This window comes from Sulfitobacter sp. SH22, from assembly GCF_965641905.1.
GTDB lineage: Bacteria > Pseudomonadota > Alphaproteobacteria > Rhodobacterales > Rhodobacteraceae > Sulfitobacter.
This window is the reverse complement of the sequence record NZ_OZ282573.1, coordinates 75,663-90,117: the sequence shown is the minus strand read 5'-3', so window position 1 is coordinate 90,117 and position 14,455 is coordinate 75,663. Positions and strand designations below refer to the sequence as shown.

Here is a 14,455-nt window from a genome sequence, read left to right as displayed (position 1 = left end):
GCAAATGCCTGTTGAACCGGTCCGCAAGCCCATTGCGCGCCCCACCGTTCAGGCGGCCCTGCCCGCGCCCGTCGTGGCGCAGCCGACCTCGCAGGAAAGCGCCAAGCTGCGCAGCTATTTCAATCAGGTCCAGCAAGCGCAGCTTAGCCAGGGGTTGTTGCGCCGCGATGGGGGTGGCCCCGATACGCCCTATACCGCCGACATGCTGGTGCGGAACTTTGAACAGATCGCGTTTTACAACGAATATAACGCCACATTTTCGGGGCGGGGTGAAAAGACGTTGATGCGCCGCTGGGAAAAACCGGTGCGCATGGCCGTGGTTTTTGGCGATGGCGTCCCCCCCTCAACCCGCGAGACCGACATGGGGGCGGTCAACGCCTATGCCGGGCGGTTGGCGGGCATCACGGGTCATCCGATATCCGTGGGGGGTGCCCCCAATTTCATGGTGATTATCGCGGGCGAAGATGACCGTGAAGCCGCCCTGGCCGAAGCGGCACGGCGCATCCCCGGTGTGACCCCTGCAAGTCTGACCGCGTTGCAGAACCTGCGCCGCGATACCTATTGCATCGTTGCCGCCTATGCGGGGGGCACCGACCCCAGCACCTATACCGCCGCTGTGGCGGTGATCCGTGCGGAAAACCCGTCGCTGATGCGGCTGTCGTGCATCCACGAAGAACTGGCCCAGGGGTTGGGGCTGGCCAATGACAGCCCCACCGCGCGCCCGTCGATCTTTAACGATGACGATGAATTTGCATTGCTGACACGTCATGATGAAAATCTGCTACGAATTCTGTACGACCCACGTCTCGAAGCGGGCATAAGCGCCGAAGAGGCAACCCCGATCGTCCGCACAATCGCCCGAGAACTCACGGGCGGCCCCCTTTAGATTGCTACCACCTTCCCGAAAGGACCACACCTATGGGCATTCTCGATTTCCTCTCTGGCCAATTTATCGACGTCATTCACTGGACCGACGACACCCGCGACACAATGGTCTGGCGGTTCGAGCGTGAAGGCCACGAAATCAAATACGGGGCCAAGCTGACCGTGCGCGAAGGTCAGGCGGCGGTGCTTGTCCACGAAGGCCAGCTGGCCGATGTGTTCACCCCCGGTCTGTATATGCTCGAGACCAACAACATGCCGATCATGACATCGTTGCAGCATTGGGATCACGGTTTCAAAAGCCCCTTCAAATCCGAGATTTATTTCGTCAACACCACGCGGTTCAACGATCTGAAATGGGGCACCAAGAACCCGATCATCGTGCGTGACCCCGAATTTGGCCCCGTGCGTTTGCGCGCCTTTGGCACCTATTCTGTCAAAGTGTCCGACCCTGCGCATTTCCTGACCGAAATCGTCGGCACCGACGGCGAATTCACCATGGATGAAATCAGCTATCAGATCCGCAACATCATCGTTCAGGAATTTTCGCGCAGCATCGCCATGTCGAATATCCCGATCCTTGATATGGCCGCCAATACCCGCGAGCTGGGCAAGCTGGTCAGCGCTGAAATCTCGGCAACGATTGGGGAATACGGTTTGACGATCCCTGAACTTTACGTCGAAAACATCTCGTTGCCCCCAGCCGTGGAACAGGTGTTGGACAAGCGGTCTTCGATGGGGTTGATCGGTGATCTGAACCAGTACACCCGGTTTCAGGCCGCCGAGGCCCTGGGCCGTGATGGTGGCGCGGGTGCCGCGATGCAGGCGGGTCTGGGTGCCGGATTGGGCATGCAGATCGGTCAGGCCGCTGCGGCTCAGGCAGGCCCGTGGGGCCCACGCCCTGCCGCCGTGCAAACACCACCGCCACCGCCTGCTGCCGAAAAGGTCTGGCATCTGGCCGAAAACGGCCAGACCACAGGCCCGTTCTCCAAGGCGACCCTTGGCCGGATGACCCACGACGGTGCATTGACCCGCGAAACACTGGTCTGGACCCCTGGTCAGGACGGCTGGAAAAAAGCCGATGATGTGGATGAACTGGCGCAACTCTTTACCGTCATGCCGCCGCCACCGCCGCCCGCCGGTTAACCCATGTTGCGGCGCGTGGCCAAACCGCCCGAATTGGCCACGCGCTGCAAAGCAACAGGATGATCCCCCGCCCTCCGCGCCGGGGGATTTTCTTTTTTCCAACCGATGCGCCGACCGCTGACGATCCCCCGCAAGCCCGCCGCGCCGGTTTTTATAACTCGGGTCTGGTGAGGCAGCCCGTGTCAGGCTATGTCTAGGCCCAGCACGCCCAAAGGACGCCGTGATGCCTGACAATCCCTCCTTTGCCCCACCTCCCCCTCCGCCAGCCCCGGTGGAGGAACACCGCTTTCCATGTGACACCTGCGGGTCCGATCTGCGGTTCGATCCTGCCAAATATCTGCTGGTCTGTGATCACTGCGGCAACACCGAAGCCATCTCGGGGCGGCGGACCCATCAACCGATCGCCGAACTTGATTTCCGCGCCGCCATCGCCAGCCAGTTGCCCCAGACCGAGATGGAAGAAACCCGCGTCACGACCTGCCCCAATTGCGCGGCCCAAGTCGAATTCGACGAAGACAAACACGCCACCGAATGCCCGTTCTGCGCCACCCCTGTGGTGATTGATACCGGGCTGAACCGTCACATCAAGCCGCGTGGCGTTCTGCCCTTTGCGCTGACCGAAACCGTGGCCAAAGACGCCATGACCAACTGGCTGGGCCGCCTTTGGTTCGCCCCGAACGGGTTGCAGGAATATGCCCGCAAGGGCCGCCGGATGGAGGGGATCTATGTCCCCTACTGGACCTATGACGCCGATACGAAATCCAGCTATACCGGCGAACGCGGCACGGTATATTACGTAACCGTCACCGTGATGCGCGATGGCAAACCCGAACAGCGACAGGTGCCAAAAGTCCGCTGGCGACCCGCCTCCGGTCGGGTGGCACGGTTCTTTGACGATGTGCTGGTGCTGGCCTCAAAATCCCTGCCCAAGACATTTACCGATGCGCTTGAACCGTGGGATCTGGCCGCCCTTGAACCCTATGCACCCGAATATCTGGCGGGTTTCCGCGCCGAGGCCTATTCGATCACCCTTGATGACGGCTTTGTCGAAGCGCGGCAAATCATGGATGCGATGATCGAACGGGATGTCCGGTTCGACATCGGCGGCGACCGCCAGCGCATCCATAACGTCCAGACCCAGATCAGCGATATCACCTTCAAACATATCCTGCTGCCGGTCTGGCTTGCGGCGTATAAATACCGCGGCAAGACGTATCGCTTTGTGGTCAATGGCCGCACCGGTAATGTGCAGGGCGAACGCCCCTATTCCGCAATCAAGATAACCTTTGCCGTGATCCTTGGCCTTCTGGCCGCAGGTGTGATCGGCTATTTCATGGCGCAGCAACAATGACCCAGATCGACACGCTTACCGACATCTTGCAGGCGCGCTATTCCTGCCGCGCTTTTCTGGCCGATCCGGTCCCCGATGACGTGATCACCCGGATCATCGGCACAGCCCGCCATGTTCCAAGCTGGTGCAACGCGCAGCCCTGGCAGGTCACGATCACCAAAGGCGATGCGACAGACCGGTTTCGCACGGCCCTGATGCAGGCCGCCAGCAAAGGGGTGCCGCCCACCCCCGATCTGGACTGGCCCAAGGGATATTCAGGGGTCTACGGCAGCCGTCGGCGCAGCTGTGGCTTTCAGCTTTATGATGCGGTGGGGATCGACAAATCGGACCGCGCAGGCCGTAGCGCACAAATGCTGCGCAACTACGCCCTGTTTGACGCGCCACATGTGGCCATCATCACCGCCCCGGCCGAGCTTGGCCCCTACGGTGCGATGGACAGCGGCGGGTTTGTGACCGCCTTTACCCTGGCCGCGACAGCGCTTGGCGTGGCGACCATCGCCCAAGCCGCCATTGCAGCCTATGCACCGCTGGTCCGCGAACAGCTTGATATCGCGGATGACCGGCTGGTGCTTTGCGCCATCTCCTTCGGCTATGCCGATACGGATGCGCCGATCAACCAGTTCCGCACCGAGCGGGCAGACCCCGCCGACATCATCGACTGGAAATCCTGATATGCGTGCTTTACTCCAACGGGCCGACCAAGCCTCCGTTACCGTAGACGGCAAAATCATTGGCCAGATCGACGCAGGCCTGCTGATCTTTGTCTGCGCCATGCCGGGCGACACGCAAACCACCGGTGCCACCCTTGCCGCGAAAATCGCCAAATTGCGCCTGTTCAAAGACGACGATGGCAAAATGAACCTGAGCCTTGCGCAAACCGGCGGCAGCGCCCTGATCGTCAGCCAGTTCACCCTTGCCGCCGATACATCGCGCGGCACGCGCCCCGGCTTTTCCTATGCCGCGAAACCGGACGCCGCAAAAGCGCTCTATCTTGACTTTATCACCAGCATGACCGCCCTCGGCATTCCCACCCGAACCGGTGAATTCGGCGCAGACATGTCGGTCGCGCTCACCAACGATGGCCCCGTTACGATCTGGCTCGACACAGAGAACCCGTAACTGCGGTCCCCTCTTCTCTGGCTCAAAAATATCCTTGTGGGACGGTTGATTGTTGCACCATTGGCCAAGTCCGATGGATGACGGTGCAGACTGCCCCCATGCGCGGCCTCAAGGCTCGCGAAACGCCTCTTTGGATTTATACAGCGGCTTCAACAGATACTGCAAAACCGTCTTCGATCCGGTGTGCAGTTCAACACTTGCCTGCATGCCCGGCCGGATTTGCAGCGACGCCTGACGCGGTGTCAGGTGCTGCGTATCGACCTGCAAGGTGACCTTGTAATGCGGATCGCCATCAGGATTGCGCGACCGCTCGTCCTTGAACGTATCTGCCGAAATCAGCTTTACCGTGCCCTTGAGCGTGCCATAGATCGTGTAATCATAGGCCGACAGCTTGACCGTCGCCTCTTGGCCCGGACGTACACCGGCGATGTTTTCGGGCTTCACGCGGGCCTCTACGAACAGTTCTTCGTCCAGCGGGATGATCTGCAAGATTTCCTCGCCGGGGCGCACGACGCCGCCGATGGTTGTGACGCTCAGGTTATTGACGATCCCGCGCAAGGGGCTGGTCAGAATGGTGCGGTTCAACTGGTCGGTGCTGGATTTCAGGTTCTGCTTGAGCGTGGCAAGTTCTTTCAACACGTCCGAATATTCCTGCGCGCGGTCCAGTTCGGTGCCGGTGGTGATCTCGTCCAGCTTGATCCGCGCATCGGCATGGACCTTGCGCGCGCGGGTGACCTCGATCAGCGACACGATCTTTTTCTTCAGCATATTTTCCAACAGCTCGCGTTCTTTGGCGGCTTCGGTCAACACGCGCTTGGCCCCGTCAGAGCGGGACACGAAATCGGATTGCCGCGCTTTCAGCAACGCCCGCTCTGAGGCAACAATGCTGGGGGTGCGCTGCGCAAACTCGTCCGGCACGTCAAAGTCGAACTGCCCGGCCAGTTCCGCCTCAAGACGCATACGGCGGATCTCAAAAGCGCTGATCTGGTCTTGCAGATCATCCACCGAGGATTGGAACTGGGTGCCATGCAGCCGCGCCAGAACATCGCCTTTTTCAACGATATCGCCCTCGCCCACGGCAAGTTCAGCCAGAATGCCGCCTTCGAGGTTCTGGATGATCTGCGGGCGCGAGCTTGAGATCATCGACCCTTCGGCGCGCACGATCTCGTCCACCCAAGCGAATGCGGCCCATAGAATGAACAGCACCACCGTGGCCCCACACAGCCAGATCACCATGGATGGCCCCCGCATAGTGTCGTTCATCTGCGCGCCCAGAGTGGTGGTGCTGGCATTGCTCATGCGAGAGTTCCTGTTTTGCCGGCCAGATGCGCCAGTACTTTGTCTTTCGGGCCATCCACTGTCATGCGACCGTCTTGCAAAACCAGCGTGCGGGTGGTCAGCGCCAGAATGGGGGCGCGGTGCGTGGCGATGATGGCCGTCCGCCCTTCCATCCATGTGTGCAGGCGCGATACCAGTGTCGCTTCAAGCTTTTGATCCAGTGCTGCGGTCGGTTCATCCAGCAGGCAGATGGCAGGGTCTTGCAACCACAACCGCGCCCAGCCGATCGACTGACGCTGGCCGATGGACAGGCCCGCGCCCGCATCCTTGATCTCAAGGTCGAGCCCCTTGTGGTGGTTCTTGACGAAAGGACCAAGCCCCGCAAAGTCAAGCGCCGCTAACAGGCGGTCGTCGTCGCGTTCCAGCATGGTCAGGTTCAGGTTGTCCCGCAGACTGCCCGAAAACAGCCGCACGTCCTGGCCCAGATACCCGATCAGACGGCGCAGGTCGCGCGGTTCGATCTGGGTCATTTCGGTGCCGTCGATCAGAACACGGCCCTCGGTCGGGGCATAAAGCCCGCTGAGCAATTTCAGCAGCGACGACTTGCCCGACCCGTTGGCCCCCAGCACGGCCACATGCTGGCCCGGCTGGATCATCATCGCTTTGATCTCGAGCGTGGGCGCGCCGTCATCTTCGTAGCGAAAGATCACGTCGCGCAGTTCATATTGGCCTTTGAGCTTTTCGCGGCGCAGGTATGTGCGGTCTTCGGCGGCGTCCTGGGGGGCAGCGACAATGGCGTCCAGCCCGTCCAGCGCCCCTTTGACATTGCCCCAGCGGGCCATCGTGCCCGAAAGCTGGGTCAGCGGGCCCAAGGTGCGGCCCGTCAGGATGCCGACGGCGATGATGGACCCGACAGTGAACTGCCCGGCAAACACCAGATAGGTGCCCACGATCACAGCCGCCACATAGGTGGCCTGCTGGATGCCCTGGCTCCAGAACGTCAGGAAAGACGACAGCTTGCGTTGCTCGGAGGATTTGACCGATGCCAATGTGTTCAGCTCGGTCCACAGGCGCATGATGCGGTCTTCGGCGCGTTGGGTTTTGACCGTGTCGAGCTCAAAGATCGCCTCGTGCAGCAACCGCGAGGATTTGGCCGATGCGCCTTGGGTTTCCTGCGTCAGCTGGATCGCCTTCTTTTGCAAAAAGAAACCGGGGATCAGCATCAGGATACCACCCAGAACCAGCACCCAGACCACGTTGCCCGCAATGCTGGCCACAAGGAACAGAAACACAAAGATGAACGGAATGTCGGCGATTGTGCCGATGGTCGAGGCGGTAAAGAATTCACGCACCGACCCGAATTCGCGCATTGCGGAAAACAACTGGTTCGGGGCCTGACCGCCGTGGTCCGACCGCATCCCCAGCAGGCGGCGCATCAGGATATCCTGGACCGACAGCTCAATCTGGCGACCTGCCCCGTCCATCAACCGCGCCCGCGCCATCTTGAGGAAAGATTCCATCAGCAGCGCCAGACCGGCACCCGCAGCCAACACCCAAAGCGTCGCCTCGGACTGGTGGGGGATGACGCGGTCATAGACCTGAAGGGAAAACAGCGCCACGGCCACCGCCAGCAGGTTGGCCACAAACGATCCCATTGCGACTTCGATCAACTGGCGGCGGAAACGCGGAAACTGCCCCCAGAACCAATGTTCCTTGATGCTGTCGGTTTTGTGGGTTTTGGCGACAGTCTTGAGAGACGCTTCGGCGCGGACAACCAGACCGGCAAAGAAGGGCTTGAAATCAGTGATCGGCACCATCGCGCGGTTGTCCGTGCAGGTCGTGTCATACAAGATCAGATCGCCCCGCGACTGCCCCATGACCAGCAGCACCTGCCCCGATGTCATATAGGCCAAAGCGGGCCAAAGATCCTTTGACACCCCATCAACGCGGCTGACCTGCGTCAGCAACCCAACGTTTTGCATGCCTTTGGCAATTGCGTCGGCTTCCTGATCCGCCTGCGCGCCCTCGACCGTATTGGCGGCAATCGTCTCGAACACATCGCGGGCGGTGGTTTCGACCCCCAACAGCCCCGCATAGGTCGCGGCCAGTGATGCGCGCGCCATCAGCCGGTCTTCCAGACGGTTGACGTTTTCCGCCTTGGGTAGCGGGGCGTTTGCCGCCCTAAGGCGACCCTGATTGCCGTTGGTGATTGTCAGCGTAAAGGTCGGCTTCTGGGTCAAATCGCGCTCCCGTCGGCCAGCACGCCCTGAATCTGGGCCATCTCGATGCGCAGGCGCACCACGTCATATTTCAGCACGACCTGCGATTGTTGCTGGCGGGCATAGGTTTCATAGACCCCGACAACATCCATCACCTGACGCTGGCCCGCATCATATTGTTCTTGAAAGATATCCAGGTTCCGCTTGGCCTGCGCTGCAAGGGTCGCCGCTTCGTCGGCCTGACGGGTTTTGGCGCTGATCTGCTTTTCCAGACGGCGCAGGTTGCGGTTTGAATCCTCGACCGCCTGACGCACCTTCCGGGTCGAGGTTTCCTCGGCCAATGCAGTCGCCTCGAGCGATGCTTTGGTGCCAAAGCCCAGCAATTGGTCGGAACTGACGGTCAGCCCCAGATTGCTGCCTTCGCCAATGGTGCCGCCTGCGGACAAACCGGGCAGCTTTCCGGCGCGTTCCACCTTGGCGGCCGCAATGGAGCGGGTTTTTTCGGCCTCGGCGCGCACCACGATCAAAGGCGCGCCCGCAAAGGCATCGACGGGAATTTCAGGCACGCCGCGCAGGTCTGTCAGCGGCTGGATCGACATGGCGTTCAGCTCCGACAGCGAAGTGGCTTCCCGCTCGACCGCGGCCTCATAGCTGGCGCGTATTTCCGAGAGTTTCTGGCGCAGGATGGTGAGGTCGGACATATCGGACACGCCGCCCTTGACCCGTTCCTGCATGACCCATTCGAAATGGGTCATATCCTTGAGCGTCGCCTTGCCAAGCGTCGCGTTTTCGCGTGCTTCGGCAGCGGCGGTATAAAGCTTGAGCGCCGTTGCCACGCGTTTGTTGGTATCTTGGGCCAGTGAGACAGCGGCCACTTCGACATCGGCGACCGCAAATTCGCGTTCGCCCTTGCGGCGGCCATTGTCGAACAACACCTGATCAACAACCAGATTGGCCGCGAGCGAGCCCAGCGATGTCAGGCTGATCTGGGGACCGATCTTGGGCAGCCAGTTCTTGCTTGCCGCCTCGGACCGCAAGGTCGCTGCGCGCAATTCCGCTTCGGCCGTGCGGCTGTTGGCAGCCAATACGGATGCGGCGACCGTGTCCGATACGCTGCCCTTTGGCAAAACCGAAAACCGCAGGGCCAGCCCTTGGATGATCTGGCTGTCTGCGGTCACTTTTTCTGCATAGGTCGGTTTGATGTTTTGCGACGCATTGGGGGTCTTGAACCGCGCAACCATATCGGCCGGGGCAAATCCGCCCCCGATGTCTGACATGCAGCCAGACAGGGCCAGCGCCATTGCGCACATGCCCCCTGCCCTATTCAGTTTCTGCCCCATTCGCCTGCCCTTAACGTGCCGGTTTTTTTGTTTTGTCGGCGCGGGAGGGTCATTGCCCCCCGCGCCCTAGCCTTGTGCCGGCCTTAGATTACGACATTGATGTCGTCGTCGATCATCAACGTGCCTTCGGTGCCCAGCGAATAGATATCGTAGGTCTGGCCGTCCTTGACCTCGGATCCGGTGCGTGTTGCCCCGGTGATTGTGACCGTGTCATCGTTGTGACCGTTCACAACCAGAGTGTTGGTATTGCTGGAAAGATTGACCAACGCCGCCTCGGTAATGGTCAGCTGCGCTTCTTCTGCGAACTGAAGGTCCACCGTTTCGATGTTGAAATTGGCAAGGTTCGGGTTGGTCAGACCAAGCTGCGTATTTGCGCTTTCATCATCCAGCGCAAGATAGGTACCAGAGAAGTTTCCAGCTGCATCTGTCGCCGTGACGATCAGGTCGGACCCGTCCGGAACATCCGAGTTGAAGTAGAAATTCGTCTCGTTCAGGAAGTCGTTGTCCAGCGTATCGGCCTGAACCTCGGTGATGGATTTATCCGCGTGGATCTGGTGCACCGCGAGGCTGTCATCGCTTTGCTCGGTCGAAATGGCGCGGATACCGTCGCCATCGCGGGTGTAGGATTCAATTACCGGACCGTCTGGCGCATAGGTATCAATCGCCAGCGTGTCGCTAATTGAATCAATGTTGCCCACATGGTCGGTCTGGTCTTGTCACGGTTACGTTCCGGTCTCTCAACTCATTTATGCGGCCTTTCGTTCGAATGCCAAGGGGCTTTTCCCGCCGAGCGATGAGTGACGTCGGCGTGGATTATAGAAGCCATTGATATACTGGAATATCGCGCCTTCTGCCTGGCGGCGTGTGTCCCAACGATTGCGCCAGATCAGCTCTGCCTTGATGGATTTGAAGAATGTCTCAACCATCGCATTGTCGTAACAATTGCCCTTGCCGCTCATCGAGACCTTGAAGCCGTGCTTTGACAGGCGGCGCTGATACTCGTTGGAACAGTATTGCGACCCGCGATCCGTATGGTGAATGCAGCCTTCGGGCGGTTGCCGTAGCGCCACAGCCATGTCCAACGCCCGGATCGCCAAATCCCGTTTCATGCGGTTGCTGACAGCCCAGCCGATGACGCGGCGAGAGTAGAGGTCGAGGATGACAGCCAGATATAGCCAGCCTTCGCTGGTCCAGATGTAACTTATATCACCGGCCCATTTCTGGTTCGGGCCATCCGCAGTGAAGTCCTGATCCAGCAGGTTGGGCGCGATGTTGAACGTGTGATCGCTATCTGTTGTGACCTTATATTTTTGGGTCCTGACGACCTTGATGCCGTTCTCGCGCATCAAACGGCCCACACGCCCGTGGCCGACGCTCAGCCCCAGTTCTTGCAGTTCTTCAGTCATCCGTGGGCGTCCGTAGCTTTGCAGGCTAAGCCGATGCTGCTCACGGATGTGGGCGAGAAGTACCATATCATCTCGCTGCCGTTGGCTCATTGGGCGTATCCGCCACGCACGAAACCCACGAGACGTGACCTGCATGATACGGCAGAGAAATTCTACGGGCCAAGCTTCCTTCCAGGCGTCGATGAAGGCGAACCTCACCGGCTTTCGCCTGCAAAGAAGATTGCCGCCTTTTTTAGCACTTCCCTCTCCTCGCGCAGTAGCCGGACTTCTTTGCGAAGGCGGATGTTTTCCTTCTCAACATCCTCATGCGGCCCAGACATCAGATCGTCGTGCTGATGTTGCTGAACCCACTTGTTCAGCGTGGAGACGCCAACCCCTAAATCCGATGAAAGCTGCGGGCGCGTTAAGCCGCTGGTCGTCGCCATTCGCACAGCATCACGCCGAAACTCGTCTGTGTATCGCTTTGCCATTCCTTATCTCCTTCATAGCAAACATTGCTCGAAAGAGACCGGAACTAAAACGGGGCAAGACCAGTCGCCGTGACCGAGATATCTGCATCATAGGTACCGGGACGGATGTTCGCAGGCGGGATTGTCACGCTCCAGTTGCCCGAAGCATCGACATTGGCGGTATAGTTGGTGCCGTCAAAATTGACCACAACGGTCGACCCCACTTCGACCTGACCGTTCAGATCAATGCCGATCGCGGCTTCGCGGGCGCTGACAACACCGTCGGTGCCGCCCGCCTGGTTCATATCAAGCGGATCAACAACCGTGTCGATCAACACGGCATGGCTCGCTGTGGCAGAGTTGCCGGCCCGGTCAATCGCCTTGACCGAAACGGTGGTGTTGATCGTGCCCTGCGGTACCTGACCGGGTGCAAAGGTCACCGCCCAGTTGCCATTGGCGTCAACCGTGCCGTTGGCAGATGCGTTGCCAAGCGTGATGACCACGGACGACCCGATTTCGGATGTCCCGGTCACCAGAACGCCACCATTGGCCACACGCTCTGCGCCACTGACGATATTGTCGCCCTCGACCGTGTTCAGCGACAGGTTATCGACGCGAGTGTCAACCTGAACGCTGTCGGTGGCAGAGCGGCTGTTGCCGGCTGCATCGGTCGTGACTGCCGTGATGTTGGCGGTATAAACCCCTTGGGCCACCTCGCCTGCGGCATAATAGGATGTCCACTGGCCGTTTGCGTCAGCACGGACGGTGTGGGAAACACCCGCCAATGTCACGGTCACGAATGCGCCCGCATCCGCGGTGCCGGAGATCGCCACGCCATCGCTGGCTTCTGCCGCGTTGACCACATCGTCGCCCTCGACCGGGGTCGGGCTGATCGTCAGCAGGCCTGCTTCGGTATCGACAGAAACCGATTGCGTGATGCTGCGGCTGTTGCCTGCCTCGTCCGTCGCAGTTGCCACGATGGAGCTGGCATAGGTGCCGGATGGAATGTCGCCCGGCGCAAAGGTCACCGACCAGTTGCCGCTTTGGTCGACGGTGGCCATATGCGTTGCATTGCCCATCTGGACCGAAACGGTCGAACCCGCCTCGACGCGGCCGGTCATGACCAGACCTTGACCCGCCTCGGCAGCGTTGATGGTCGCGTCGGACCCGCCTGCCTGATTGGTAAAGGAAAGGCTGTTAACAAAGGTGTCGATTTCGATCTGCCCCGTCGCGATCGAGCTGTTGCCCGCCGCATCGGTCGCAACGGCGGTGACTGTTGCCGTTGTCTCGCCCGCAGGGATTTCGTTGGTCGCAAATTGCGCAGTCCAGCTGCCATCAGCCGCAACCGTTGCAGGATGGGTGGCAAAGCCAAAGGTGACCTGTACCGTCGATCCGGGTTGTGCCGTGCCTGTCAGGGTCACGCCATCGCCACGCTCTGTCGCGTTGATGGTGCCGTCGCCCGCCGCGCTGTCATCCGCAACGGAAACTTCGGACACTGTATCAACAACCAGCTTTTCGGTGGTGGTGGTTGCGTTGCCGAATGTATCGGTTGTGACGATCGTGACATCACTGACGTATTCGCCGCCCTGCAAAGTGCCCGACTGCCATGTTGCCGACCACGCGCCATTGCCGCCGACTGTTGCCGTGCGGGTCACACCGCCGACTGTCAGTTCAACCGTGGAACCCGGCTCGCCCGTGCCGCTGATGGTCACGCCATTGCTAAAAGAAGCCGCGTTAAAGCTGTCGCCGGCCCCTTGCGTGCCAGATGTCACAACGACCGTCGGGGCCACCGTATCAACAACCAGCGTTTCGGTTGTGATGGCAGAGTTTCCGAATTGGTCGGTCGATTTGATCGTGACTTCGGATTGGTATTCGCCGCCCTGCAACGCGCCGCTTTCATAGGTCACAGACCATGCGCCGTTTTCGCCGACAGTGGTGGAACGCGTCACACCGCCAACGGTAACGTCGATGGTGGACCCCGCTTCGCCGGTGCCATTGATCGTCACACCCTGGGCAAAGCTTTCACCGTTAAAGTAGTCGGACACGCTTTGCGTGCCTTCAGATACGGTTATCGTCGGGGCCGTTGTGTCGATCACGAATGTCGGGCCATCCAGCGTGGTGGTCGCCCCGCCTGTGGTTACTTCGACAACGGCTTCGTAATTGCCATCCGCCGGGAAGTTGTCGCCGGTAAAGACGGCTTCGAATGTGCCATCGGCACCGATCGTGGTTTCGACTTGCTTGTCGCCAATGGTCACAACGACGTCAGCGCCCGGTTCACCACCGCCTGTGACTGTCACCGTTTTGTCAGCGCCGTCACCCCCGACTGTAGAAGCCGATTCAGGTTCGTTCACGAATGGGGCCGCGACAGACCCGCCGCCACCACCACCGCCGCCGCCAATCACAGCCGCACCACCGACAACCGCCGCCGCAGTCGCAGCCGCAGCACCGCCGCCGCCAATCAAACCAGCGCCCAGCAGAGGCGCTGCAAGCATCGACACTTCGTCGTCGCCGCCGCCGACCATGCCACCGGGGGCCGTCACCATATCCGTGCGGCCAAGATAGATCAGATCATCCGAAGGGCTCCACTTGCCCCATTGTTCGGTCGGACCGTATTGCGCGTGCAGGCTGCCGCCCTCGCCCTCGATAAAGGCGACTTCGTTCAAATAGCCATCGGACGAGACAAACAGACGGTTTGCCGCGCCCGTCTCGTTAAAATAGTTTTCAATTGTAATGACTGACCCGTCGGCCATGGTCATGACCAGATCATTTCCTGCCCGCTGCTGGGACAAGAAATCGGTTTGACGCAAGTTAAGGGAAATTTCCTGTCCGGCTTGCGCCTGGATCACATGGAACTTGGAGCCATCGGCTACCGTGCCACGTTGCAATGCGCCCGCTTGATCGCGAACGACGAAATCTATCGTCTTCATAATACCACCGCTCTACCTCGATGCCCGTTCTTTGCGGATCACCTGGTTATTTTATTGACTGCCGGTTCGTTTAATCCAACCGTGCAGACGCCTGATCGTACTCGCGTTAAGCGCGAATATGTTATTGTTTTTCATTCTATATTTATTAGCTCCCAAATGCCAACTTTAAATTCATTTTGCCTTATTACCGACTTATTTTTATGTGCACAGGGGCCACAGTTTCAACCCATGCGGGAAAGTCGCCGAACAGCCCAAGCCGCGCCCTGTTGCCGACCGGATTGGCGGGTCGTTCATCATTGTCGAAAGCCTTGGGGTTCCCCTTCAGCAATTTGTTGACA

The 14,455-nt window shown here is 59.8% G+C and carries 11 protein-coding genes; 5 read left to right on the top strand and 6 right to left on the bottom strand.

From position 1 onward, the window contains the following. The first annotated feature begins 4 nt into the window (after positions 1 to 4). The 5 genes from ACSQ13_RS02505 to dtd all read left to right on the top strand — a co-directional run bounded on the left by ACSQ13_RS02505 (position 5) and on the right by dtd (position 4,498). On the top strand, positions 5 to 886 hold the full coding sequence (locus ACSQ13_RS02505; protein WP_176248644.1) for a DUF2927 domain-containing protein: 882 nt from the start codon (positions 5 to 7) through the stop codon (positions 884 to 886). A 32-nt stretch (positions 887 to 918) separates the two neighbouring features. After that, on the top strand, positions 919 to 2,028 hold the full coding sequence (locus ACSQ13_RS02500; RefSeq protein WP_295511816.1) for an SPFH domain-containing protein: 1,110 nt from the start codon (positions 919 to 921) through the stop codon (positions 2,026 to 2,028). A gap of 223 nt (positions 2,029 to 2,251) precedes the next feature. Then, on the top strand, positions 2,252 to 3,379 hold the full coding sequence (locus ACSQ13_RS02495; protein ID WP_176248579.1) for a TFIIB-type zinc finger domain-containing protein: 1,128 nt from the start codon (positions 2,252 to 2,254) through the stop codon (positions 3,377 to 3,379). After that, entirely contained in the window at positions 3,376 to 4,050 is a 675-nt protein-coding gene (locus ACSQ13_RS02490; RefSeq protein WP_176248580.1) for a nitroreductase, read from the top strand. The genes ACSQ13_RS02495 and ACSQ13_RS02490 overlap by 4 nt, the downstream gene beginning before the upstream one ends. 1 nt (position 4,051) lies before the next feature. Continuing rightward, the gene (dtd, locus tag ACSQ13_RS02485) at positions 4,052 to 4,498 is read left to right on the top strand and encodes a D-aminoacyl-tRNA deacylase (RefSeq protein WP_295511813.1); all 447 of its coding nucleotides are present in this window, start codon (positions 4,052 to 4,054) and stop codon (positions 4,496 to 4,498) included. Between the two features lie 108 nt (positions 4,499 to 4,606). Here the strand turns inward: dtd and ACSQ13_RS02480 are convergent, their stop codons facing one another. The 6 genes from ACSQ13_RS02480 to ACSQ13_RS02455 form a co-directional block, all read right to left on the bottom strand. Continuing rightward, on the bottom strand, positions 4,607 to 5,797 hold the full coding sequence (locus ACSQ13_RS02480) for an HlyD family efflux transporter periplasmic adaptor subunit (protein WP_295511812.1): 1,191 nt from the start codon (positions 5,795 to 5,797) through the stop codon (positions 4,607 to 4,609). After that, on the bottom strand, positions 5,794 to 8,016 hold the full coding sequence (locus ACSQ13_RS02475) for an ATP-binding cassette domain-containing protein (protein ID WP_295511810.1): 2,223 nt from the start codon (positions 8,014 to 8,016) through the stop codon (positions 5,794 to 5,796). Before ACSQ13_RS02475 ends, ACSQ13_RS02480 begins: the two co-directional genes overlap by 4 nt. After that, the gene (locus ACSQ13_RS02470) at positions 8,013 to 9,305 is read right to left on the bottom strand and encodes a TolC family protein (protein WP_176248645.1); all 1,293 of its coding nucleotides are present in this window, start codon (positions 9,303 to 9,305) and stop codon (positions 8,013 to 8,015) included. The genes ACSQ13_RS02475 and ACSQ13_RS02470 overlap by 4 nt, the downstream gene beginning before the upstream one ends. A 113-nt stretch (positions 9,306 to 9,418) precedes the next feature. Beyond that, entirely contained in the window at positions 9,419 to 10,033 is a 615-nt protein-coding gene (locus ACSQ13_RS02465) for a hypothetical protein (RefSeq protein ID WP_295511807.1), read from the bottom strand. 48 nt (positions 10,034 to 10,081) lie between these two features. Further along, positions 10,082 to 11,211 (bottom strand): IS3 family transposase gene (locus tag ACSQ13_RS02460; RefSeq protein WP_295513100.1). Its coding sequence is split into 2 segments (ribosomal slippage): positions 10,082 to 10,965 and positions 10,965 to 11,211, totalling 1,131 coding nucleotides; the frame shifts between segments, so codons are not numbered across the junction. 44 nt (positions 11,212 to 11,255) lie between these two features. After that, positions 11,256 to 14,117 (bottom strand): Ig-like domain-containing protein, encoded by a 2,862-nt coding sequence (locus tag ACSQ13_RS02455; protein ID WP_295512860.1) that lies wholly within the window; start codon positions 14,115 to 14,117, stop codon positions 11,256 to 11,258. Positions 14,118 to 14,455 lie beyond the last annotated feature (338 nt).

Bases quoted from the DNA above. Each gene is read 5' to 3' on its own strand.
- ACSQ13_RS02505 (WP_176248644.1), top strand. From the start codon at position 5: ATGCCTGTTGAACCGGTCCGCAAGCCCATTGCGCGCCCCACCGTTCAG.
- ACSQ13_RS02500 (WP_295511816.1), top strand. From the start codon at position 919: ATGGGCATTCTCGATTTCCTCTCTGGCCAATTTATCGACGTCATTCAC.
- ACSQ13_RS02495 (WP_176248579.1), top strand. From the start codon at position 2,252: ATGCCTGACAATCCCTCCTTTGCCCCACCTCCCCCTCCGCCAGCCCCG.
- ACSQ13_RS02490 (WP_176248580.1), top strand. From the start codon at position 3,376: ATGACCCAGATCGACACGCTTACCGACATCTTGCAGGCGCGCTATTCC.
- dtd (WP_295511813.1), top strand. From the start codon at position 4,052: ATGCGTGCTTTACTCCAACGGGCCGACCAAGCCTCCGTTACCGTAGAC.
- ACSQ13_RS02480 (WP_295511812.1), bottom strand. From the start codon at position 5,797: ATGAGCAATGCCAGCACCACCACTCTGGGCGCGCAGATGAACGACACT.
- ACSQ13_RS02470 (WP_176248645.1), bottom strand. From the start codon at position 9,305: ATGTGCGCAATGGCGCTGGCCCTGTCTGGCTGCATGTCAGACATCGGG.
- ACSQ13_RS02455 (WP_295512860.1), bottom strand. From the start codon at position 14,117: ATGAAGACGATAGATTTCGTCGTTCGCGATCAAGCGGGCGCATTGCAA.